17 protein-coding genes are annotated in these 24470 nt (G+C 72.3%); 16 read left to right on the top strand and 1 reads right to left on the bottom strand.

Annotated features, from left to right (window positions below):
- Positions 1–3: 3 nt before the first annotated feature.
- The 5 genes from hypF (at position 4) to gntD (ending at position 10869) form a co-directional block, all read left to right on the top strand.
- Entirely contained in the window at positions 4–2385 is a 2382-nt protein-coding gene (gene hypF / locus BS80_RS20950; RefSeq protein WP_232246547.1) for a carbamoyltransferase HypF, read from the top strand.
- Positions 2386–2425: 40 nt separating this feature from the next.
- Positions 2426–3793, top strand: coding sequence for a PLP-dependent aminotransferase family protein (locus BS80_RS20945; RefSeq protein WP_063772024.1), 1368 nt, complete (start codon positions 2426–2428; stop codon positions 3791–3793).
- Positions 3790–4494 carry a gamma-glutamyl-gamma-aminobutyrate hydrolase family protein gene (locus BS80_RS20940; RefSeq protein WP_035799585.1) on the top strand — a complete coding sequence of 235 codons (705 nt, stop codon included), beginning with the start codon at positions 3790–3792 and terminating at the stop codon, positions 4492–4494. The genes BS80_RS20945 and BS80_RS20940 overlap by 4 nt, the downstream gene beginning before the upstream one ends.
- A 71-nt stretch (positions 4495–4565) precedes the next feature.
- Positions 4566–9806: a non-ribosomal peptide synthetase gene (locus BS80_RS20935; protein WP_035799582.1), complete on the top strand. Its 5241-nt coding sequence runs from the start codon at positions 4566–4568 to the stop codon at positions 9804–9806.
- Positions 9807–9846: 40 nt separating this feature from the next.
- Complete coding sequence (gene gntD / locus BS80_RS20930; RefSeq protein ID WP_035799580.1) at positions 9847–10869, top strand: guanitoxin biosynthesis L-enduracididine beta-hydroxylase GntD; 1023 nt, start codon at positions 9847–9849, stop codon at positions 10867–10869.
- Positions 10870–10983: 114 nt separating this feature from the next.
- Here the strand turns inward: gntD and BS80_RS20925 are convergent, their stop codons facing one another.
- Complete coding sequence (locus BS80_RS20925) at positions 10984–11961, bottom strand: helix-turn-helix transcriptional regulator (RefSeq protein ID WP_332262182.1); 978 nt, start codon at positions 11959–11961, stop codon at positions 10984–10986.
- Between the two features lie 445 nt (positions 11962–12406).
- Here BS80_RS20925 and BS80_RS40930 point away from each other — a divergent pair, with 445 nt between their 5' ends.
- From BS80_RS40930 to BS80_RS20875, 11 genes are all read left to right on the top strand, one after another.
- Complete coding sequence (locus BS80_RS40930; protein ID WP_157536425.1) at positions 12407–12805, top strand: hypothetical protein; 399 nt, start codon at positions 12407–12409, stop codon at positions 12803–12805.
- 201 nt (positions 12806–13006) lie between these two features.
- Positions 13007–13180: a hypothetical protein gene (locus BS80_RS40925; protein ID WP_157536423.1), complete on the top strand. Its 174-nt coding sequence runs from the start codon at positions 13007–13009 to the stop codon at positions 13178–13180.
- Between the two features lie 83 nt (positions 13181–13263).
- Positions 13264–15732, top strand: a complete 2469-nt coding sequence (locus BS80_RS20915) for an AAA family ATPase (protein ID WP_083974986.1) — start codon at positions 13264–13266, stop codon at positions 15730–15732.
- Between the two features lie 123 nt (positions 15733–15855).
- Entirely contained in the window at positions 15856–16068 is a 213-nt protein-coding gene (locus BS80_RS20910; protein ID WP_035799575.1) for an MbtH family protein, read from the top strand.
- 37 nt (positions 16069–16105) lie between these two features.
- Entirely contained in the window at positions 16106–19390 is a 3285-nt protein-coding gene (locus tag BS80_RS20905; RefSeq protein WP_051966849.1) for a non-ribosomal peptide synthetase, read from the top strand.
- Between the two features lie 37 nt (positions 19391–19427).
- Positions 19428–20453: a TauD/TfdA family dioxygenase gene (locus tag BS80_RS20900; RefSeq protein ID WP_051966848.1), complete on the top strand. Its 1026-nt coding sequence runs from the start codon at positions 19428–19430 to the stop codon at positions 20451–20453.
- Positions 20450–21442, top strand: a complete 993-nt coding sequence (locus tag BS80_RS20895) for a TauD/TfdA family dioxygenase (RefSeq protein WP_035799573.1) — start codon at positions 20450–20452, stop codon at positions 21440–21442. Before BS80_RS20900 ends, BS80_RS20895 begins: the two co-directional genes overlap by 4 nt.
- 389 nt (positions 21443–21831) lie before the next feature.
- Positions 21832–23097: a sensor histidine kinase gene (locus BS80_RS20890; RefSeq protein WP_035799571.1), complete on the top strand. Its 1266-nt coding sequence runs from the start codon at positions 21832–21834 to the stop codon at positions 23095–23097.
- Positions 23094–23495 carry a roadblock/LC7 domain-containing protein gene (locus BS80_RS20885; RefSeq protein WP_035799570.1) on the top strand — a complete coding sequence of 134 codons (402 nt, stop codon included), beginning with the start codon at positions 23094–23096 and terminating at the stop codon, positions 23493–23495. The genes BS80_RS20890 and BS80_RS20885 overlap by 4 nt, the downstream gene beginning before the upstream one ends.
- Positions 23492–23869 (top strand): DUF742 domain-containing protein, encoded by a 378-nt coding sequence (locus BS80_RS20880; RefSeq protein WP_035799569.1) that lies wholly within the window; start codon positions 23492–23494, stop codon positions 23867–23869. Before BS80_RS20885 ends, BS80_RS20880 begins: the two co-directional genes overlap by 4 nt.
- On the top strand, positions 23844–24455 hold the full coding sequence (locus BS80_RS20875) for a GTP-binding protein (protein WP_051966846.1): 612 nt from the start codon (positions 23844–23846) through the stop codon (positions 24453–24455). Before BS80_RS20880 ends, BS80_RS20875 begins: the two co-directional genes overlap by 26 nt.
- The last annotated feature ends 15 nt before the right edge of the window (positions 24456–24470 follow it).

Genomic DNA, 24470 nt, shown 5'->3' with positions numbered 1-24470 from the left:
CCCGTGCATCAGATCATCAGCACCGAGGCCGCCGTCGCGGCCGACCTGGTGCCTTCGGGGGAGAACCAGCAGTGGCTGGTCCGGGTCAACGGCGTGGTGCAGGGCGTGGGCTACCGGCCCTTCGTCCACAACCTGGCCGAGCGGCTCGCACTGGCCGGCTGGGTCCTCAACGACAACCACGGTGTGCAGACCCTGGTGTGCGGGCCGACCGACGTGCTCAACGCCTTCTGCGAGGCGTTGAGCGCCCAGGCCCCGCCGCTGGCCCGGGTCAACGAGGTGCGGATCGAGAGCCGGCAGGCGGCGCCGGCGGACGGACCCGGCGGGTTCGAGATCCGGGAGAGCGTCCGGGACGGCCGGGCCGCCACCATCGTCGCTCCGGACTCCCACGTCTGTGTGGAGTGCCTGCGCGAGGTGCGCGACCCGGCGGACCGGCGCCACCGCTACCCGTTCGCCAACTGCACCCACTGCGGGCCGCGTTACTCGCTCATCCGGCACCTGCCGTACGACCGGGAGCAGACCACCATGGCGGCCTTCCAGATGTGCGACGCGTGCCGCGCCGAGTACCGGGACCCGCGCGACCGGCGCTACCACGCCCAGCCCAACGCCTGCCCCGCCTGCGGGCCGCGCCTCACGCTGTCCGACCCGGACGGCGAACTGTCCCACGAGGACGAGGCGTTGGACGCCACCACCGCCGCCCTGGCGGCCGGGATGATCGTGGCGGTCAAGAGCGTGGGCGGTTTCCACCTGGTGGTCGACGCCAGGAACGCGGAGGCCGTCGCGCTGCTCCGCAAGCGCAAGAAGCGCGACTCCAAGCCGTTCGCCCTGCTGGTCGCGGATCTGGAGGCCGCCGCCGACTTCGTCGAACTGGACGCCGGGGACGGAGAGTTGCTGAACTCTCCGGCCCGGCCCATCGTCCTGCTGCGCAAGCGGCCCGGCGTGCTGCCCGAGGAGATCGCACCGCGAAATCCCAATCTCGGCGTGATGCTCCCCTCCGCACCGCTGCACGCGCTGCTGCTGGACCGGCCCGGCCTGGACGTGCTGGTGATGACCAGCGGCAACGTCTCGGGGCAGCCGATCGCCTTCCGCAACGAGGACGCGCTGGAGCACCTGTTCGAGGTCGCGGACCTCGTCCTGCACCACGACCGGGACATCCACATCCGGGTGGACGACTCCGTGGTGCGCCGTTCGGTGCACCCGGAGCTGGCCGAGCCGCTGGTCAGTTTCGTCCGCCGGGCTCGCGGCTACGCGCCGTACCCCGTGCCGGTGGCCGCCGAGCTGCCGCAGATCCTGGCCTACGGCGCCGAACTGAAGACCACGGTGGCGCTGGGTTCGGGCCGGGAGGTGTACGTCAGCCAGCACATCGGCGACCTGAAGAACGACGAGACCTTCGCCTCCCACCGGCAGACGGCCGCCCACCTCGCCGACCTCTACGAGCTGGCGCCCCGCGTCATCGCCTGCGATCTGCACCCGTCCTTCCGTTCCCACCTGCAGGCGGAGGCCGAGCAGGCCGGGGAGGTGATCGCGGTACAGCACCACCACGCCCACATGGCGTCCTGCATGGCCGAGAACCAGCTCGACGGACAGACCCTCGGGGTGGTGTTCGACGGCGCCGGCTACGGCGAGGACGGCACCACCTGGGGCGGCGAGTTCCTCCTCGGCGGGTTCGCCGCGGTGGACCGCACCGCCCATCTGCGGCCGGTGCCGCTGCTCGGCGGCGACAAGGCCGTCCACGAGCCGATCAGGACGGGCTTCGCGCTGGCCCTGGACGCGTTCGGGGACCCGGACGCCGCGCACGACGCCTTTCCGGCACTGCGCACCCTGGACAGCCAGGCCCGGCACGTCTTCACCACCATGGTCCGGCGCGGCATCAACACCCCGCTCGCCTCCAGCATGGGCCGACTCTTCGACGGCGTCGCGGCGCTCCTGGGCGTCTGCTCCCACGCGGAGTACGAGGCCCAGGGCCCGATCGAACTGGAGGGACTGCTCGGCCGCGACCTGCGGCTGGAGCACGCCTACTCCTTCGGCCGGACCGAACGCGAGGGTGTCGTCGAGATCGACCCCAGGCCGGTGGTCCGGGAGATCGCGGCCGAACTGGCCCGGGGCACGGCCCCCGAGACCATCAGCCGACGCTTCCACTCCGCCGTGGTGGCCATGGTCACCGAACGGTGCGAGGAGATCCGCACGACGCACTCCACCGGGCAGGTCGTGCTCTCGGGCGGCGTCTTCCTCAATGAATTCCTCCTGGTCAACTGCCTGGTGGAGCTGCGCCGCGCCGGGTTCGACGCGCACGTCCACCGCCAGGTGCCCACCAACGACGGTGGCATCGCGCTCGGCCAGGTGCTGGTGGCAGCCGCCCGCCTGAGCGCCGAGAACGCCCAGCCGTGACGACCCACGGACCCGTGACGACGATGGAAAGGAAACGGTCATGCCGCACTCGGAACTGACCCTGAGCGATGTCATGCGTCTGCTGGCGCAGAACGAGGCCCACGCCCGCCGGACACTCAGCATGGTGCCGTCCGAGACGGCCATGTCGGGCATCGCGAAGCTCCCGATGATGCTCGACGCCTACCACCGCTACTTCTTCAACGAGTCGGACAACCCGGCCGGTTGGCACTTCCGTGGGGCCCAGCACCTGCGGGACCTCGAAATGGGCCTCACCGTCCCGCTGCTGGAGGAGCTCGGGCGGGCCGACTACGTCACCGTACGGCCGCTCAGCGGGCTCAACGCGATGACCCTGCTGCTGGCCACCCTCGGCGGCGAGCCCGGCTCGACCGTGGTGACGATCAGTCCGGAGAACGGCGGCCACTTCGCCACCTCCAGCGTCGCGCAACGGCTCGGCCTGCGGGTCGAGTACCTGCGCGGCGACGACCCGCACTCGCTGGACCTCGCGCACGCGGCCGAGCTGCTGGCCCGCACCCGCCCCTCCCTCCTCTACGTCGACCAGTCGCACTGCCTGTTCCCGCTGGACGTGGCGAGCCTGGTGGCCACCGTCCGGGCCGCGAGCCCGGAGACCCTCGTCCACGTGGACGCCAGCCACTGGCTGGGCCTGGTGCTGGCGGGGGTGTTCCCGAACCCGCTGGACGAGGGAGCGGACAGCTTCGGCGGCTCGACCCACAAGACCTTCCCCGGACCGCAGAAGGCCGTCCTGCTGACCCGGGACCGCGAGGTCGAGCGGCGGCTGCGGGAGACCCAGGACTACATGATCAGCAACCACCACTTCGCCGCCACCATCAGCCTGGGCATCTCGCTGCTGGAGTTCCGGGACCACGGCGGCGTCGAGTACGCCCACGCGGTCGTGCGCAACACCCGGCGCTTCGGCGGCCTGCTCACCGAACGCGGTCTGACCGTGGTCGCGGCCGACCGGGGCTACTCCAGCGGTCACCAGCTCTGGCTGGACCCCGAGGCGGACGGTGTCCCGGCCAAGGTCGCCAGCGACCGTCTCTTCGCCGCCGGTATCCGGGTGAACTTCATGGCCGGGCTGCCCGGCTTCGCCGGCCAGGGCGTCCGGATCGGCCTCAACGAGGCCACCTACCAGGGCCTGACCGGCGAGGACTTCACCGAGCTGGCGGACGTCTTCGCGGCCGCCGTGTACGACACCGTGCCCGCCCCCGAACTCGCCCGCCGGATCGCGGCGTTGCGCTCGCGCGCACCGTACGGCGCACCGATCGGCAGCGATTCCCCGCTCTTCCAGGACGCCCTGGAACTCTGCGCCGACTCGCTGCGCACCACCACCGCCGCGCCGCAGCCGGCCGACCGGGCCGAGCTGGCGCACGCCGGGGGTGGGCAGCGATGAGCCGTCCCGTCATCGGCATCGCCGCCTACCGCGCCCAGGCCCGCTGGGACATCTGGGACACCCAGGCGACGCTGATCCATCAGTCGTACGTGCGCGGCGTGACCGAGAACGGCGGTCGCGCGGTGGTCCTGCCCCCCGACGACCTCGACGCCGACGTGCTCGACCGCCTCGACGGCCTGCTGCTGCCGGGAGGCGCGGACATCGACCCCGCCCGCTACGGGCACGCCCGCCACCAGCGCACGGACGAGCCGAGCCTGGATCGCGACGCCGGTGAACTCCTGCTGCTGCGGGGGGCGCTGGAGCGCGACCTGCCGGTCCTCGGGGTCTGCCGGGGCCTGCAACTGCTGACGCTGCACTACGGCGGCACCCTGCACCAACACCTGCCCGACGTGCTCGGCCACAGCGGACACCTCCCGGAGCCCGGCGTCTTCGGCGCGCACCCGGTGCGCTTCGCCGACGGCAGCATCGCCGCCTCGGTGTTCGGGCCCAGCGCCGTCGTCAACTCGCACCACCATCAGGGCATCGCCGACCCCGGCACGCTCAGGGTCACCGCGTACAGCGACGACGACCTGCCCGAGGCGGCCGAGGACCCGTCCAAGCGGTTCGTGCTCGGTGTCCAGTGGCATCCCGAAGTGGCGTGCGAGGACGCGCTGTTCGCGGCCTTCGTGCAGGCCTGCGGCGCCGCCGCCGTCCGGGCCTGACCACTTCTCCCCCTTTCCGTTCCGGCCGATCAGCCACGGCGTACGGCCACTGCTACCCCAGGAGCACCCCGGTGCACACACCGCTCCGTCCCCGTGGCGGGACCCTCGTCGACATCCTGCGCGCCCGTGCGGCCGACACGCCGGACCTGACGGCCTTCGACTTCCTCACCGACGCCGGGGAGACGAGCCTGAGCTACGCGGAGATCGACCAGCGGGCCCGGGCCGTCGCCGCCGCGCTGGCCGAACGCGGCCTGGGCGGGGAGCGCGTGCTGCTGCTCTACCCGCCGGGGCCGGACTACATCGCGGGGTTCCTCGGCTGCCTGTACGCGGGGACCGTCGCGGTTCCGGTGCACCTGCCGACCGGACGGCACGGCATGACGGCGGTACTCGCCGCCGCCACCGACTGCGGAGCGGCCTTGGCCCTCAGCGACGCGTCGAGCGCCGCCCTGCTCGCCGAGCGGTACCCGGAGCTGGCGGCCGCCCTGCCCGGCTGGATGATCACCGACGAGCTTGCGGCCGCCGACTGGGACGGCCCCGGCCCCGCACCGGAGGCGCTGGCGTTCCTGCAGTACACCTCCGGCTCCACCGGCAGCCCGAAGGGGGTGATGGTCCGCCACGACAACCTGGTGCACAACTCCGCGACCATCAGCCGCGCGGTCGGCGCCGGCCCGGACAGCCGGGGTGTCAGCTGGCTTCCGCCGTACCACGACATGGGCCTGATCGGCGGCATCCTGCAGCCGCTGTACGCGGGCTTCCGCACCACCCTGATGTCCCCGATGAGCTTCCTGCGCGACCCGCTGCGCTGGTTGGAGGCGATCAGCCGGACCAGGGCCACCGTCTCGGCGGCACCCGACTTCGCCTACCTGGAGTGCGTGCGGCGGATCAGCGAGGAGAAGCGGGCCGCCCTCGACCTGAGCAGCTGGCGGCACGCGATGATGGGCGCGGAGCCCGTCCGGCGCTCCACCATGGCGCAGTTCGCCGCCGCGTTCGAGGTGGCGGGCTTCCGCCCCGACGCCTTCCACCCCTGCTACGGGCTGGCCGAGAGCACCCTGTTCGCCACCGGCGGGGCGGCGGCCGGCCGTGCCCCGCGCGTCATGGACCTCAGCAGGACGGCGCTGGCGCAGGGCCGGGCCGAGCTCGCGGCCCCGGCCGCGGTCGCCTCGGGTTCCGCGTGGTCGCTGGTGAGCTGCGGCACGCCGCAGGGCGAGGACCTCGTCCTGGTGGTCGCCGACGGCCGGCCGTGCCGCCCCGGCGAGGTCGGCGAGATCTGGATCAGCGGCCCGTCCGTCACCGCCGGGTACTTCGGACACGCCGAGGAGACCGAGCGCACCTTCCGGGCCACCCTGGAGAAGCACCCCGGCCGCACCTTCCTGCGGACCGGCGACCTGGGCTTCGAGTCCCGGGGCGAGCTGTTCGTCACCGGCCGGACCAAGGACCTGATGGTCGTCCGGGGCCGTAACCACTACCCGCAGGACATCGAGCAGACCGCCGAGCGCGCTCACCCGCTGCTGCAGCCGACCCGCACCGCCGCGTTCTCGGTGGACGAGGGCGGCGAGGAGCAGATCGTCCTGGTGCACGAGGTGGCCCGGGGCTTCAAGCCCGAGGACGCCCCGGTCGTGCTGGCCGCCGTCCGCGAGGCGGTGACCGCCGACCACGGCCTGGCGCCGCGTGAGGTGGTGCTGGTCCGGCTGGGCAGCATCCCGCGCACCACCAGCGGCAAGATCCGCCGCAGCGCCTGCCGTGAACTGTGGCTGTCGGACGGTCTGCAGCGGGTCGCCGTCACCACCGCGGCGCGGCCGGGCTCGGCCCGTTCGCGCACCGCCGAGACGGTGGCCGCCGCGCTCGGCCTGCCGGTCGAGGAGATCGACCCGGGACTCTCGTTGGTCGCGCTCGGCCTGGACTCGCTGCGGGCTGTCCGGCTGGCCGCCGCGCTGCACCAGGCGACCGGTGCCGAGGTGTCGGTCGAGCGGCTGCTCGACGGGATCAGCACCGACGGGCTCGACCGGGAGATCGAGCTCCGGCAGGCGTCGGGGACCGGCGCCGGCGAGGGCACGGCAGCCGTCTGGCTGACCGACGACGGTGTGCCGGCCCGGGCCACCAGGGCGCAGGAGTGGATGTGGCTGCTGGCGGAGATGGGCGCGGGCGACGCGTACCACATGCCCGGCGGAGCACGGCTGCGCGGACCGGTCGACCCCGACCTGATGGCCGAGTGCGTCAGTGGCCTGGTCGCGCGGCACCCCGGTCTGCGAGCCGGGTTCCAGCTCGCGGAGGACGGCACCCTGATGGCCACCGCCCGGCCGGCCGAGCCGCTGACCGTGCCGGTGGTCGACGTCAGCGACGAGCCCGACCCCGAGGCCAGGGAACGCCGCAGCCACGAGGTGATCAACGAGCTGGCCACGGCCCCCTTCGACCTGGCGGCCGACCCGCTGCTGCGGGTGGTGCTGGTCCGGCTCGGCCCTGAGGACTGGTGCCTGGGCCTGGTCGCCCACCACATCGTTCTGGACGGCTGGTCGCTCGGCGTGATGCTGCGCGAACTCGGCTCGGCGTACCGGGACGCGCTGGCCGGCCGGCCGGCGCGGGGCGTCGTCCTGCCGGTCCGTCCCTACGAGCTCACGGCCGAGGGGGACGGGGCAGCCGCGGCGGCGTTCTGGGCCGAGACCCTGTCCGGGGCGCGCGCGGTGGAGCTGCCGCTCGACGCCGTGCAGCCCAGCACGCAGTCCTGGCGCGGCGCGGCCCTTCCGTTCACGGTGAGCGCCGAGCAGGCCGGTCGGCTGAAGAACTACGGCGCGGCCCGCAAGGCGACCCAGTACATGGTGCTGCTGGCCGGGTTCGCGACGGTGCTGTCCCGCTGGAGCGGGCAGCAGGATGTCGTGATCGGCACGCCGGCCGCCTGCCGGACCAGGCCGGGTACCGCCGAGGCGCTGGGTCTGTTCGTCAACACCCTGCCGATGCGGGTCGACCTGTCGGACACCCCGTCGTTCGGCGAACTGCTCGGACGCGTCAGGACGTTGTGCCTGGCCGCCTACCCGCACCAGGAGTTCCCGTTCGACGAGATGGTCAAGCTGGCCGGTGCCGAGCGGGCCGGCGGCCGGGCGCCGCTGGTCCGGGTCGCGCTGGCCCTGCAGAACACCATGCTGGCCCCCTGGCAGGCCGGCGCGGTCAGCGCCGCTCCGTTCGAACTGCCGATCCGGGGAGCCCAGTTCGAGCTCTCGATCCACCTGGTCGAACAGCCCGACGGGAGCCTCACCGGAAACGCCGTCTATGCCGCCGACCTGTTCGCCGAGGAGTCCGTCCAGCGCCTGCTGGACGCCCTGACGGTGCTGCTCGACGCCGCGCCGAGGCTGGCCGGTACGGCCGCCGCCGACCTTCCGGTGCTGGCGCCGGCCGAGCAGCGGCGGATCGTGGAGGAGCTGAGCGGCGCGCGGCACGAGCCGGCGCCCGCCGCGCTGCTGCACCAGGCGTTCGAGGAGCAGGCCGACCGCTCGCCGCAGGCACTGGCCGTGGTCGACGAGCACGAGTACCTCACCTTCGGCGCCCTGGAGGCCCGGGCCAACCAGATCGCCTGGCTGCTGCGCGGCCTCGGCACCGGACCCGACCAGCCGGTCGCGGTCTGCCTGCCCCGTACGCCGGAGCTGGTCGCCGCCCTGGTCGGTGTCCTCAAGTCCGGCAGCGGCTATCTCCCGCTGGATCCCGGCTACCCGGCCAACCGGCTGGCCGCCCAACTGGACGACGTCCGGCCCACGGTCCTGCTGACGACCGGTGAGCTCGCCGACGGTGCGCTGGCCCAGGTGATGACGGACGCGCCGTGGGCCGCCGGACTCACCGTCGTGCGACTCGACGAGGGCGCCGCCGAGGACCACCCGACCACCCGCCCGCCGGCCCTCGCGCGGCCGAACAGCCTGGCCTACGTCCTGCACACCTCGGGGACCAGCGGCCGGCCCAAGGGCGTGATGAACCAGCACGCCGGTGTGGTCAACCGGATCGACTGGATGCAGCGCAGCTACCAGCTGGGCCCGGGCGAGACCGTGCTGCACAAGACCCCGGTCGGGTTCGACGTGTCGGGCTGGGAGCTGTTCTGGCCACTCAGTGTCGGCGGCACCATGGTGCTGGCCCGGCCCGGCGGCCACCAGGACCCGGCCTACCTGGCCGACCTCATCCGGCGCGAGCAGGTCTCCACCTGCCACTTCGTCCCGTCGATGCTGCGCAGCTTCCTGGAGGAGCCGTCCGCGGCGCACTGCGCGGACGTGCTGCGCCGGGTGGTCTGCAGCGGCGAGGAACTGCCGGCGGCCGTCGCCGAACGCTTCCACGCCCTGCTGCCCGGCGTGGAGCTGCACAACCTGTACGGGCCGACCGAGGCCGCGATCGACGTCACCGCGTACCCGGTGCTTCCGGGCGCCACCGACAAGGTCCGGCTGCCGATCGGCGGCCCGATGCCGGGGGTGCGGCTGTACGTCCTCGACGAGCGCGCGAACCCTGTTCCGGCGGGCGTGCCGGGCGAGTTGTGCATCGGTGGTGTCCAGGTGGCCCGCGGCTACTTCGGACGTCCCGGGCTGACCGCCGAGCGCTTCGTGCCGGACCCGTTCGCCGCCGGCGAGCGGCTCTACCGCACGGGAGACCGGGTCCGCTGGTCGTCCGACGGCACCATCGACTTCCTCGGACGCCTGGACGACCAGGTCAAGATCCGCGGCCACCGGATCGAGCCGTCCGAGGTCGAGGCAGCCCTCGGCGCCCACCCCGCGGTCGGCGACATCGCGATCGACGTCCAGGGCCCGGCCGGCGACCTCAGCCTGGTGGCCTACCTGGTGGGAGCCGGTACCGACCGTCCCGGCGCCCTGGAGCTGCGCACGTACCTGGCGGAGCGGCTGCCCGCCGCCATGATCCCGTCCGCCTTTGTTTGGCTGGACGAACTGCCGACCGGGGTCAACGGCAAGCTCGACCGCCGTGCCCTCCCGCAGCCGGAACAGAGCCGCGAGGACGTCTACGTCGCCCCGCGCGACGCGATCGAACGCCAGCTGGCCGACATCTGGCGTGAGGTTCTCGAGCTGCCCGAGGTGTCGGTGACGGACGATCTCTTCACGCTCGGCGGTCACTCCCTGCAGGCCACCCGGATCACCGTCCGGGTCCGGGCCGCCTTCGGGGTGGAGCTGCCGATCGCCGACCTGCTGAGCGGCGAGCTGACGGTCGAGCGGATCGCCGAGACCGTCCGGCTGCAGCACCTGGCGACGGCCGACGACGAGTCGCTCGAACGGGACCTGGCGGAGCTGCAGCAGCTCAGTGACGAGGACGTGGCCCTGCTGCTGGCACAGGGCTGACCGCAGGTCCCGCACATTCGAGAACGAGAGAGAGAGTCCCATGTCGCTCCACCCGTCCGTCCTCACCTACGACCTCTCGGCGGCAGAGATCACCGAGGTGGAGGCCGTCCTGGCCCAGCTGCTGGCCACCGGCCAGGACCCCGCAGAGCCGGCCTTCAGTGACGAGCTCTGGCGGTTCCTGCCCGGGCTGCCCGCCGAGCTGCGGGCCTTCCTGCAGCGCTTCCGCAGCGAGGAGCCGGCCGCTGCCTGCATGGTGCGCGGGCTGCCGGTGGACGACCGCCGGGTCGGGCCGACCCCGCTGCACTGGCAGGACGCCGCCACGATCACGACGGCCCGCCGCGAGGAGGCCTACCTCGCGCTGCTGACGGCCGCTCTCGGGGACGTCTTCGGCTGGTCGACCCTCCAGCAGGGCCGGCTGATCCAGAACGTCCTGCCGATCCCCGGCGAGGAGGGCCAGCAGAGCGGGCACGGCAGCGACGTGCTGCTGGAGTGGCACACCGAGGACGGCTTCCACCCCTACCGCTGCGACTATCTCGCGCTGTTCGGGGTGCGCAACCTCGACGACGTCCCGACGACGCTGGCCTCCGTCCGCGAGGTGGAGATCAGCGACGAGCACCGGGCGGTGCTGCGGCAGCAGCGGTACTTCATCCTGCCCGACGACGAACACCTGCGGCAGCTGCGGGAGATCGACCCGGACGCCGAGTCGCTGCGGCAGCTCCAGCTGATGCGGGACGAGCCGGAGCCCGTCGCGGTGCTCTTCGGTGCGCCCGAGGACCCCTACCTGCGGATCGACCCGTTCTTCATGTCGCACCTGCCGGGCGACGAGGAGGGGAGGGCGGCGCTGGCGGCCCTGGTCGCCGCGCTGGACGCCGCCCAGCAGGACGTGGTGGTCGAGGCGGGCTCGCTGCTCTTCGTCGACAACTACCGGGCGGTGCACGGACGTCGGCCGTTCCAGTCGCGCTACGACGGCACCGACCGCTGGCTGAAGAAGACGGTCTCCACCCGGGACCTGCGCAAGTCGCGCGACCTGCGGACCAGTTCGACCGCGCGCATCTTCGCCTGAGCTCGGACGCCCGCCCGCCGGTGATACGGCGGGCGGGCGTCCGGCGTCAGTGCGCGTCCGAGCTCAGTGCGCGTCCGGCGTCAGTGCGCGTCCGAGCTCAGTGCGCGTCCGGCGTCAGTGCGCGTCCGGCGTCAGCCAGCCGTAGTGCGCGGCCAGCAGGCCGGCCTGGAAGCGGCTCTTGGCGCCCAGGAGTTCCATCACATCCGCGGCGATCCGCCGTGCGGTGCGCGGCGACACCCCCAGGCGCTTGGCGATGGCCTCGTCGGTGAGTCCCTGGCCGAGCAGCCGCACGGACTCCCGCTCCTGTGCGGTCAGCCCGCGCGCGTCCCGGTTCTTGGCCTCACCCAACGGCACACCGGAGTCCCACACCCGCTCGAACAGCGCACAGAGCGCGGCCAGCGTCCCGTGCCCCCGCAGGACGACGGCGCTGTGCGCGGTGTCCTCTCCGTCCACCGGGACGATGGCGATCCGACGGTCGATGATGATCATGCGGATCGGCAGTGACGGCACCGTCCGGACCTGGCCGCCGGCTTCGGACAGCCAGTCCACGTAGGCCACGCTCTGCGGACTGTTGCGGATGCTGTCCAGGTACAGGGTGCGCATCCGCACCCCGCGGTCCAGCACCTCGGTGTCGAGCGGCTTGGCCGCCTCCAGATTGAGCGCCTGCTGCGCCCCGTCGGGGGCGAAGGCCATCACCTCGTGCTTGATCTCGCTGGTGAGGCGGGCGATCTCGCTCCGGATCCGGTCCAGGCCGACGAGCAGCTCCTCACCCGGCCGGGACGGCATCGGCCGGCTCGCGTATTCGACGATCATCTGCTGGGCGAAGGCCCGCGACTGCGCGATCTGCTGCTGCTGGGCCGCCAGTTCCGCCTGCTGTCGGGCGAGCAGGGCCTCGAAGCCGACCTCCGGGCTGATGATCTGCGGCCCGTCCTGCTCCCCCGCGGCAGCCCGGAGCAGTCCGAGCGAGCTCAGCTGGTCCATCTTGTCGCGCAGTTGATCCGCCGTCAGATCCAGGTCTGCGGCGATATCGCAGAGTTCCCCCTGCGGATGCAGAAGAAGCGTCCGGTAGACACGCTCTGCAGTTTCATCCAAGCCAAAAGACTTAAGCACTTTCGATCCCCCGTGCATAATCTTACGAAAATCAGCACCACGGTAACACCCACCGGCAGAGCAGAAAAGACTGCCGACGCCGCAACCGGGCAATTCAGTGACGATTCCGCGCGCTCCGGAGCGACTGTGGACGATCACCCCGTTTCGGACTGACCCCGCTCACCCGGCCATAGCCCCCACCCGGTCTGACCTGTCATCAATTCCTTTCAAAAAAAGAGTAATTGGGGAAACCCGTCGCGCGACCTCCCGTCGACCCCGCCACCACCCCGGCACGCTCGGCCCCCGAGCCCCACCACCCGCCCTGACCAGCACACTTGCAGGATCACAGGACCTTGCGGCAGTCCTGCCGCCGGAGGCGGCGGCCGACGCGGGCCCGCCGGTCGCGGCCGGCGCTCTGAGCCGACCACCCGTCAGGACGCTTTCTGCCATGACAGAAAGCGTCCAGCTGATCACCCTGGCCTACCGGCGGCGGCATCCGCACAGTAGGGCCATGTACCTCGTCCACGCCCACCTCGCACCGCCCGCCGGCGGCGCCGGGATTCCCGAGGGCATCGCTGCCCGCGTTTACGCGTCAGCGCGCCCCGAGGAACGCCTTATGCACGTCTCCCTCCATTCCGGCATGCCGCCCGGCGCGGTCCTCGGGCTCTTCCTCTCACTCCCCAACCTGGCCGCGGCCGAGCGCACCGCACGGGCCGTCTGCCTGCGGGTACTGGAGGGCAGCGCCGAGTTCCGGGGCGTCACCCTGCTGCGCTGCGAGGCACCTCTGGTCGCCCCCTACTACGAACTTCTGCTTCCCGACGCCGGGCCCTCCCCGACCGGTGACTGAGGCCCCCACCCCGCCGAACGGCGGGGGTGGACGCAATATGCCAAGGCCGGTTCGTGCAACCGGAAACCCGCTGACAGGGTCGCCGACTGCCGACAAGATATTGATCACCGGCCCGGAGAACAGCCGGGGAAGCCCCGGCTCCCCCGCTCGGCCCGTCGGCCGGATCCGTTCACTCACCTTTCCGACATAAGGAGATTTGCCATGTCCAAGACCCTCATCAGCCGCCTCGCCGCCGTCGTCCTCACCGTCCTCGCCGCCTCGCCGGTGGTGTCCGCCGCGGCCCAGCAGCTCCCCACCGCGGGTACCGGTGTCCACACGGTCGCTGCCGCCGGCCCGTCGAAGGTGGCCCCGGCCGACAGCCTCGGCTGGCAGTGACCACCGGGCCGACGGAATTCCCGGAAACCCCGGAATTCAGCGCCCGGGTCCAGGCCCCATCTCAGACCGAAAGGCCCTCGCCAATGTCGACCGACGCCCGGGGAGAGAGATTCGACGACCGAACCGCTCGCCAATTCCCGATAGGCCCGGATAACCTCGAATCGATATTCGACGGACCATCGGCCGGATATTCTGCGGCCCGGCTGGTCGTCGCCGCGGTCCCCGGCGAACGGTGGAGCGGGAAAACCTCCCTGCTGGGCCGGCTCACCCACGCCGCATCGTCCCGCGGTTGGCAGACCGCCGCCGGCCATGCCTCCTCCTCACTCTCCGCAGTGCCGTACGGGATCTTCGTGGACGCGCTGGACAGTCTGCTGACCCACTTCGACACCGACGACTTCGCGGCCCCCTCCCCGCATCATCTCGGCTGGTTGGCCGGGATCTTCCCCGCGCTCGCTTCGGCCGCGCCCCGGCAGAACCCCGACAACGCCGCAGACCACTACCACGTCCTGCGGGCGTTCCACGCTCTGCTGGAGTCCCTGGGCCGCGAACGTCCGCTGCTCATCACCCTGGACGACGCCCACAAGGCGGACCCCGCCTCGCTGGAGCTCCTCTCCCACCTGCTGAAGCACCCGCCCGCCGGCCGGCTCGTCCTTGCCGTCGCACACCGACCGCGCCAGGGCGACGGAATGCTGCGCAGCGTGCTGGCCGAAGCCGCGCCGAACGGCCGCGTCCACCGCATTCCCACCGTGCCGCTCACGGACGAGGAGGCACTCTCGCTGCTCCCGGACGACCTGAGCCGGGTGCACTGCGAGACCCTGCTCACCCGGGCCGCCGGCAACCCCGGCCTGCTCAGGGCCTTCGCGACCCTGCGCGCGGTCCCCGACCCCTGCGGCGACAGCGCCTTCCGGCTGCCGATCGAGGTGCTGACGCACTGCCTGCGCGACTTCCGCGGGCTCTCCGCCTCGGGCTGGCTGGCCGCCAGGTCCGCCGCCGTCCTCAGTGAGCCCTTCGACGTGGCGGCGGTCGGCCGGGTGGCCCAGCTGGACGGCGACGCGCTGCGCGGCGCCCTGGACGAGCTGTTCCACGAGGACCTGATCCACGGCACCCAGCTCTCCCGCGCGCTGCGCTTCAGCAACCCGCTGCTGCGCGCCGCCGCCTACCAGTCCGCCGGTTCCGGCTGGCTGCAGGGCGCCCACGACCGGGCCGCCACCCTGCTGACACCACCGGACACCGCCGCGCGCGACACCGTCCCGCAGGACGGCGGCCCCATACCGCTGGCTCGCCACCTGGAGCACAGCGCCGTCGCGGGGGACGGCGCGAGTGCGCGGATCCTCCTGGCGGCGGCAGCCGAGCGGCTGTGGCAGGACCCCGCCCAGTCCGCGGCCTGGGCCCGTACCGCCATGGCCGTGGACCCGGCCACCGACCGCGCGTCGAAAGCCCGGTTGCTGCTCGGCCGCGCGCTCGCGCTGACCGGACGGCTGGGCGACGGGCTGAGCGTGCTGGACGGGCTCGGCGACGCGGACGACGCGACCCCCCGGACCGCGGCCGCGGCCCACCGCTCCCGGGTGGGCATCTGGCGACTGCTCGGCCAGGAACAGGCGGCCCGAGCCGAACTGGCGTCCGCCGCGCGACTGCCGGGCTCGTCCGGCACGCTGCCGCGCGCACTGCTGCTCGGCGAACGGCTGGCCCACGCCCTGGAGTCCGGCGACGACCTGGGCGGGATCGACCTCGCCGTACCGCCGGCGCTCCTGGAGGCGCTGTCCCCGGCACAGCGCGGGCGGCTGTTCGCCCTGCTCGCAGCGGCCGCGATCCGGACCGGAGCGACCAGCCGGGCCCAGGAGTACGCGGCCCGGGCCGCCCGGCTGCTCGACGCGCTGGCGGACGACGCCGCCGTCCGTCAGCTGGACGGGATGTACTGGCTGGCCGCCACGGAGTCCGCGCTGGGCCACACCGCTGCCGCGGCCGCCCGCTGGGGGCGCGGTCTGGGCCTGGCGGAGTCCCGCCGACTCAGCAGCGCGGTCCCCCAGTTCGCCATGGCGATGGCCCGGCTCCAGCTCGACGCGGGTGATCTGCCCGGAGCCGTCCGGCACGCCGCCTGCGCGGAGACCGGTGCGGCGGCGGTCGACAGCCCCTACCTGCTCGGGCTGGCGCTGGCGCTCAAGGACGAGATCGCGGCGGCCGGGCGGCACCTCGTCGCCGAGCCGCCGGCCACCGCTCCCGGGCTCGCTCTGCTGAGCAAGCGGGAGCTGGAGATCGCCGTCCTGGTGAGCGGCGGACGGACCAACCAGCAGATCGCCCGGACGCTGGAGCTCAGCCACAAGACGGTGGAGACCCATCTCGGCCGGATCTTCAAGAAGCTCACGGTGTCCTCACGGGCCGAGGTGGCCGCCATCGTCGGCCGGTCCGAGGCACCGGGGCAGGCACCGGGGCAGGCACCGGACAGCGCGGGCGAACTGCCGGGCCGGCATCAGGAGAAGCCCCGACATTACAACAGCGCGCCGGTGATCCACAGTTGGGCAGGCCGGAGCCTGCTGCCGCAAGTCGCCTGGTGACGCGGTGCCACCGGCACCCCATCACCTTCGCCACTCCCGACGGCCCCGGTGCGCAGCGGGCGACGTCGTGGTGACCCCGGCCGCTGCGCCAGTCGCCCAGGTCGAGTGAGAAGGAAAGAAACCATGACGGACGAGCGCAGCGAGCAGCCGGACTTCCGGGTCGTGCTCAACGACGAGCTGCAGTACTCCATCTGGCGTGCTGACGCCGAACTCCCCGCGGGCTGGCGGGCCGAGGGTGTCTCCGGTACGCGCGAGGCCTGCCTCGCCCACATCGACGAGGTGTGGACGGACATGCGTCCGCTGAGCCTGCGCACCGAGATGGAACGGACCGGCTGAACAGCCGCCGGCCCCCTTTCGTTCCCTGGAGGATCCCTTGAGTACCCCGCTCTCCCCCGAACAGCTGCGGCTGTTGGACAAGTTGCTCGACGAAGCCGGTGCCGGCCAGGCGTCGGACCGGATACCGCGCCGCGCGGGCGACCCCGGCCGTGCGAAGCCGTCGTTCGGCCAGGAGCGCCTGTACGTCGTCGAACGGATGCAGCCGGGCTCGGCCATGTACGTGGGCTCCGGCGCTCTGCGGTTGCGCGGCACGCTCGACGTCGACGCCCTGACGCGCTCCGTGCAGCTGCTGGTCGACCGCCACGAAGCCCTGCGTACCGGACTTGAGGAGAGCGGGGAGCTCGTCGAGCAGGTGATCCACCCGGTCGGCAGCGTGCCGGTGCGGATCCCGGTGCTGGCCGTCACCGGCGAGGAGGTCGGCGCGCAGGTGGTGCGGGCGGCCGCCGAGGGCTTCGACCTGACCCGGCCCCCGCTGCTGCGCGCCGTTCTGCTCCGGGTGACCGACGCGGACCAGCCCGAATGGGTGCTGGTGCTCTGCGTCCACCACATCGTGGTGGACGGCTGGTCGCTGGGGCTGCTGATGCGCGAGCTCGGCACGGCGTATGCCGCACTGGCCACCGGAGAACAGCCCAAGCTCATCGAACTGCCTTTGCAGTACGCCGACTTCGCGGCCTGGCAGCGCAGCTGGCTGGAGCAGGGCGTCCTTGCCGAGCAACTCGACTACTGGCGCGGCCGGCTGGCGGACCTCCCGGCCAACGACCTGCCCACCGACCGGCCGCGGCCGGTCGAGCGCAGCTACGCGGGCGACACCGCCGCGATCACGCTGCCGCCCGCCCTGGTCACCGCACTGCGCGCACTGACCGACGAGGCGCAGGCGACCCTCTTCATGGCGCTGGTCGCCGCCTGGTCGATGGTGCTCGCGCGCTGGTCGGGCGAGCAGGACGTGGTCGTCGGCAGCCCGCTGGCCGGCCGTCGCCGGGCCGAACTGGAAGACCTGGTCGGCTTCTTCGTCAACACGCTGCCGCTGCGCGTCCGCCTGGAACAGGACGACACCTTCCGCACCCTGCTGCGTCGCACCCGTGACGTGTGCAACGGTGCGTACGAGCACCAGGACGTTCCCTTCGAGCGGATCATCCACGAGCTCCAGCCCGGCCGGGACGCCTCCGGGCAGACCACCCTCGCCCGGCACTGGCTGACGCTGCACAACACGCCGCCGATGGCGTTCTCCGCCCCCGGTCTGGAGTGCGAGGTGCTGCCCGCGCTGGTCGGCACCGTCCGCTGCGACCTCTCCGTCCAGCTCGCGCCCGACGGGGAGGGCGGCCTGGAGGGCTGGTTGGAGTACTCGACCGAGCTGTTCGACCGGACCACCGCCGAGCGGCTGGTCCGCGCCTTCGAAACCGTGCTGCACGCGGTCGTGGCGCAGCCGGGCGTGGAGCTCACTGCCGTGCCCGTCCTGCCCGAGGCGGACCGGCTGCAGGTCGTGCGGGAGTTCAGCAACGCCGGCTCCGAACCGCTCGGCGGCCCCGCGCTCCCCCAGTGGTTCGAGGCCCAGGTGGACGCCACCCCGCACGCCCCGGCGGTGCTGGTCGACGAGACCGGGGAGACGCTCAGCTACGCCGAACTCGACGCCCGGGCCAACCAGGTGGCCCACCTGCTGCGGGAGCGTGGCATCGGCCCCGAGGACCGGGTCGCGGTCTGCCTGCACCGCGGCGCGCAGGTGCTCCCCGCCGTCCTCGGCGTGTTCAAGGCCGGGGCGGTCTACCTGCCGCTCGACCCCGACTACCCCCGGGCCCGGCTGGACCAGCTGACCGAGGACGGGGCCCCTGCCACCATCCTCACCAGCCCCGACCTGGTCGGACTCTTCCCCGGGCGGAACCGGCTGGTGGTGAGCGGCAGTGAGGTCACCCGACAGCCGACCGACCGACCGGCGCCGGTGGCCGCCCCGGCCGCCTACCTCCTCTTCACCTCCGGCTCGACCGGCCGTCCCAAGGGCGTGCTCAACACCCACCGCGGCCTGCTCAACCGCCTCCACGGCATGCAGCGCGACTACCGGCTCGGGGCCGGCGACCGGGTCCTGCAGAAGACCCCGCTCGGCTTCGACGTCTCGCTCTGGGAACTGCTCTGGCCGCTCGTGACCGGCGCCACCGTGGTCACCACCCGGCCGGGTGGCCATCGCGACGTGGACTACCTGCACGACATCGTCGACCGCCGTGAGGTGACCGTCTGCCACTTCGTCCCGTCGATGCTCCAGGCCTTCCTGGACACGCCCGACAGCGGGCACCCACGGCTGCGCGTCCTGCTCAGCGGCGGCGAGGAGCTGTCCGCCGCGCTGGCGCGCCGTGCGCAGGAGCGCTACCCGAACGCCGAGTTGCACAACCAGTACGGGCCCACCGAGGCCGTGATCGACGTGACCGCGGGGCGGGTCCCCACCGCGCTGCCGCCCGGCCGGATCCCGATCGGCCGCCCGGTGCCGGGTGTGGACCTGTATGTGCTCGACGCCACCGGTCGCCCGCAACCCGTCGGTGTACCGGGACAGTTGTTCATCGGCGGCGCCCAGCTCGCGCTGGGGTACCTGAACCGGCCCGGCCTGACGGCCGCAAGCTTCGTCCCGCACCCCTTCGCCGACGGCGAGCGCCTGTACGCCACCGGGGACCTCGCCTGCTGGCGGCCGGACGGCGCGCTGGAGTTCCGCGGCCGGGCCGACCAGCAGGTGAAGATCCGGGGCAACCGGATCGAGACCGGCGAGGTCGAGTCCGTGCTGCGCACCCACCCGCTGGTCACCGGCGCGCTGGTGACCGTGCGCCCGGACGCCCACGACCAGCCCCAACTGATCGGCTACACCACGGGCGAGGCCGAGGTGCCGGCGCTGCTGGAGTTCCTGCGCGAGCGGCTGCCCGAGGCCATGGTGCCCGCGCACCTGCTCGTCCTGGACAGCTGGCCGCTGAGCGACCACGGCAAGCTGGACCTGGGCGCGCTGCCCCTGCCAGACGGCAGTCACGCCGCCGCCGGCCCCGAGTACACCGCCCCCCGGACGCCCACGGAGGAGGCGCTCGCCGCGATCTGCGCCGACCTCCTGGGGGTGGAGCGCCTCGGCGTACACCACTCCTTCTTCGACCTCGGCGGCCACTCGCTGCTGGCCATCCGGGCGATCGCCCGGATCCGGGCCACGCTCGGGGTCGGTCTGAAGATCGGCCAGTTCTTGCGCACGCCCACCGTCGCCGGCCTGGCCGTGCTGGTGGACGAGCAGGCCCGTGCCCAGGCGGACGGCCCTGCCGAGGCCGCGCCGATCGGGCGCATCGACCGTAGCAAGTACCGCGGCTGAGCGCTGCCAACCCTGTGACCACGACGGAGTACGAGACATGACACAGCCGAGCGAAGCCCCACCAGGAGCTCCGGGACAGCCGTCCGCGACGGTGTCCCGGGAGTGGGACGGCCGGACGCTGCCGGCCCTGGTCCGCGCCGACGCACCCGGGACCGACCTGGCCCTCTGGATCCAGGAGAACCGCGACCTGGTCGACACCCTGGCGCACGAGGCCGGCGCCGTCCTGTTCCGGGGCTTCGCGGTGGCCGGGCCGGCCGGGTTCCGGACCGTGATGGACGCGGTCTCGGACCGGGTCCTGGAGTACGGCGAGCGCTCCTCGCCCCGCACCCACGTCTCGGACGGCGTCTACACGTCCACCGAGTACCCGGCCGACCAGCACATCCTGCTGCACAACGAGCAGTCGTACACCGACAACTGGCCGATGCGCATCGCGTTCTACTGCGAACGCCCGGCCGACCGCGGCGGCCGCACGCCGCTGGCGGACTCCCGACGGGTGCTGGCCGCACTGCGCCCGCAGACCGTGGAGAAGTTCGAGCGGCTCGGCGTCCGCTACGTCCGCAACTACCTGCCGGGGATCAGCCTCCCGTGGCAGGAGGCCTTCCAGACCGAGGACCCGGAGCAGGTCGCCAGGTACTGCGAGGCCGCGGGAATCAGCCTCACCTGGCTGCCGGACGGGCAGTTGAGGACCACGCAGATCCGCACCGCCGTGCACGCCCACCCGGTGACGGGTGAGCGGACCTGGTTCAACCACGCGTTGTTCTTCCACATCACGTCGTTGCCGGATGAGGTCAGCACCGGCCTGCGCGAGGCACTCGACGAGGAGGATCTCCCCTACAACACCTACTACGGCGACGGAACGCCGATCGAGGACGCGACGCTGGCCGAGCTGCGGGACGCCTTCGCCGCCGCGACGACCGGTTTCGACTGGGAGCAGGGCGACGCCCTGGTCGTGGAGAACATGATCACGGCACACGCCCGGGAACCGTTCGAGGGGCCGCGCCGCATCCTCGCGGCCATGTCCGACCCCGTCCGTTCCGGCCGGTCGCAGGGAGCGCAGCTGTGACCGCCCCCGTCTTCCCCGGCGGCCTGGTCACGGCCACCGCCGTCGACCCGCAGCCCTTCCTCCTCCAGGTCGAGGCGCTCGACGCGGGCCTGCGCCTGGACAGCTGGGCCCGCGAGCACCAGGCCCAGCTGCTCACCGAGCTGGACCGGCACGGCGCCCTGCTGCTGCGGGGCTTCGCGGTGCACAGCGCCGAGGACTTCGGCAGCGCGGCCCGGGCGTTCTCCCCGGAGCTGCTGGACTACCTGGAGCGCGCGGCGCCCCGCACCGAGGTCGCCGACCGGGTCTTCACCTCGACGGAGTTGAGCGAGGACCAGTGGATCCCGTTCCACCACGAGATGTCGTACTCGCACAACTGGCCCAGCCGGCTGTACTTCTACTGCGACATCCCGTCGGCGGTCGGCGGCACGACCCCGGTGGCCAGTGAGCGCGCGGTGTTCCCGCGTATCCCGGCCGAGATCCGCGAGCGCTTCGAGCGGCACGGCGTCCGCTACGTCCGCAACTACAGCCCCGACCTGGACATCCCCTGGCAGGAGGTCTTCCAGACCACCGCCCGCGCCGAGGTGGAGGCGTACTGCCGGGCCTCCAACACCGAGTTCACCTGGACCGGCGGGGACGGCCTGCAGACCCGCTCGGTCCGCCAGGCCGTGGCCCACCACCCGCGGACCGGCGAGCGCGTCTGGTTCAACCACGCGCACCTCTTCCACATCTCCAACCTCCCCGCGGAGGCCGCCGCCTACCTCCTGGAGGAGTACGGCGACGAGGGGGTGCCGAGGAACGCCTTCTACGGAGACGGGCAGCCGATCGAGGACGAGGTGGTGGAGCTGATCCGCTCCCTCTACCGGGATGCCTCCGTCTCGGTCCCCTGGCAGCACGGCGACGTCCTCGTCGTGGACAACTTCCTGGCCACCCACGCCCGTGAGCCCTTCACCGGAGAACGCCGAATCCTGGTCGCGATGTCCGACCTGTACGTGAACCAGGACATCCGATAGTCACCGTGGGGGCGAGTGGGCCGGCCGGCCCACTCGCCCCCGCCGTTTTCCCGGCTGGGAGTTACCTGAGCGTCAGCTGAAGATCGTGCGTCCACCGAGCACCCTCCGGGCGGCAGAACCGTCCGCCCTCCACCGATCCGGACAGCCCTCTCCCGGACACCCCCGCTGATCAGCCCGTCCGCATCCGGGACCGACGGCGGCGGTCCGCCCGCGGCGCCGACTGCGCCCAACTCCGGTTGCTCTGCGTACAGGAGACGCATCCTCACATCTGGACGACTCGTCGGTGACCTGTCATCCGATGATACGATCATCGCGCTTGCGAAGCGACGGGTTCACCCTGCACTGGCGGGGATTCAGCAGTCGGCCGTCAGTCGCCTGAAGAGAGTCTTATGACGAAATACACAGCGAACCCGGTGGTTTGGGCTCTTGTCCTCGTCCTTGTCGTCGCGGTCGCCCTCGTCGTCCGCCAACGCAAGGCGGCTCTGGCCTCACGGCAGGAGATCGACGGGCTCAGGGAGCACTACTCCGATCTGGAGCACCGCTACACCCAGTCGGTCGAGGCAGCCCAGGAAGAGGCTGACGAGGCGACGAAGACGGTGCTGAAGTCCGCGATGCGGACCCTGCAGGGCCTCGCCGCCGAGCAGCAGCTGATCCTGTCCCGGCTGCAGAGCAAGTACGGCGAGTCGGCGATCCTCCAGGACCTGCTCGAAGTCGACCACACCAACTCGCAGTTCGGGCGACGGGCACAGTCCATCGCCGTGCTCTGCGGCGGCTGGCTGGGACGGCACCGCGACACCGCGTCGGTCTACGACGTGGTGCGCAGCGCGCAGGGCCGCGTCCGGCACTTCCGGCGGGTGGAGATCCTCTCCCAGGTGGACTTCGGCGTCTCCAGCAGGGCCGTCGAGCCGGTGGCACTGGCCCTCGCCGAACTGCTCGACAACGCCACCAGCTACTCCAGCCCGGACACCGTCGTCGAGATCAACATCCGGACGGTCCCCAAGGGTGTCGTCATCGTCGTCGACGACGCCGGTGTCGGCATGAACGACGAGGAACGGGCACGCGCCGAGAAGCTGCTCAGCAGCGAGCGGGTCTCGGGCGTCGCGGGACTCGGCAATCCGCCGCAGTTCGGCATGGCCGTGATCGGCGTGCTCTGCGAACGCTTCGGCTTCGAGGTGTCGGTGGACTCCTCGTCCCCGTACGGAGGGGTGCGCGCCGTGGTCCTGCTGCCGCACGACCTGCTCACCGGCATGCCCGAGAAGCGGGTTCCCGCCTCGTCCATGCCCGCCGCCCCGCTGTCCGCACCGATGTCCGCCCAGATGCAGGCACCGATGCAGGCACCGATGCAGCCGGCCATGGCGGCACCGGTCCCGGCACCCGCGGTGGCACCCGCCGCCACACCGGTCGAGTCCGAGCCCGAGCGGGCCCTCTCCTCGACCGCCGACGGACTGCCGCTGCGCCGGCGCAAGCGGCCGATGGCGATCGTGCCGCCCACCACGCCCGTCCCGGTCGGCTCGACCCGTTCCGGCGCCGAGGCCGCGGCGATCATGGGCGCCTTCCAGCGAGGCACCCGGTCCGGCCGGGCCACCCAGCCGGACGACGCGGACCAGGCGACCAGCACCCGTGCTTCGAGCAGTGAAGGGCATGAGTTCTCGTGAACGACGATCTGTCATGGATGCTCGACAGCGCCCTGGAGATACCCGGGGCCCTGCACGCGGTCCTGATCTCCGCCGACGGTCTGCTGATGGCCCGGACGAAGGAGTTCGACAAGGACAACGCGGACCGGGTCGCCGCCGCGATGAGCGGCGTGCAGTCGCTCAGCCGCTCGCTCGGCTTCTTCTGCGACAGCCCCGGCCAGCGGTGGCAGCAGACCCTGGTCGAGTTCGACGGCGGCTGGGTGTTCCTGATCTCCGCCGGTGAGGGCGCCTACCTGGGCGTCTCCGCCTCCCTGGACATCGACATGCAGGACATCACCTTCCGGATGCAGCAGCTCGTCGGCCAGCTGGGCAAGGTGCTGGCGGCGCCGCCGCGCGAGAACCTCGGAGCGTTCCAGTGACCGGTTCCGAGGAGTTCGAGCTCGAATCCGCGGACTTAGTACGGGCGTACGTCATCACCAAGGGGCGCGGGCTGCCCGACGACCAGCAGCTCTCGCTGATCACCCTGCTCACGGCGGCGCCCGAGCAGGGGCAGCGGACGCTGCACCTGTCGCCGGAGGAACAGCGGCTGCTGGACATCTGCTCCGCCGGCTACCTCTCGGTCGCCGAGATCGCGGGGCACACCAAGCTGCCGCTGGGCGTGGTGCGGATCGTCCTGGCCGGACTCACCGAGGGCGGCCACCTCGTCACCCGTCCACCGGTGCCCCGCGCCCGCCAGGCCGACAAGGAGATCCTGTTGGAGGTGCTGCATGGTCTCCAGGCCAAGTTCGGCTGACGCACCGGGTCTGGACGCGCAGCAGTACGTCCAGGGCGGCGCCACCCAGACCGCCGTCAAGATCCTCGTGGTCGGCCACTTCGCGGTGGGCAAGACCACGTTCATCGGTTCGATCTCCGAGATCGAGCCGCTGTCCACCGAGGAGACGATGACCCGGGTGGCGGCGGCGGTCGACGACCTCAAGGGAGTCCGCGGCAAGACCACCACCACGGTCGCCATGGACTTCGGCCGCCTCACCCTCAGCGAGCGGGTGGTGCTGTACCTCTTCGGCACGCCCGGCCAGCTGCGCTTCGTACAGATGTGGGAGGACATGGCCCGGGGCGCCCTCGGCGCGCTGATCCTCGTCGACCCCGAGCGGCTCGCCGACTCCTTCGCCGTGATCGACCTCATCGAGCAGTACGGCCTGGACTACGCGATCGCGGTGAACCACTTCGACGGCAATCCGCTGCGCGCCGAGGCGGCACTGCGGGAGGCACTCGACCTCCTCGACGACACCCCCGTCGTCACCTGCGACGCGCGCGACGAGAAGTCGTCGGCCGCCGCACTGACCACACTGGTCCGCTATTTGCTGGACCGTGCCAGCTAGGAGCAACAAGCCGAC

Source organism: Kitasatospora mediocidica KCTC 9733, from assembly GCF_000744225.1.
GTDB lineage: Bacteria > Actinomycetota > Actinomycetes > Streptomycetales > Streptomycetaceae > Kitasatospora > Kitasatospora mediocidica.
Note: the sequence above shows the minus strand (reverse complement) of the source record. Positions and strands in the feature narration are given on the sequence as shown.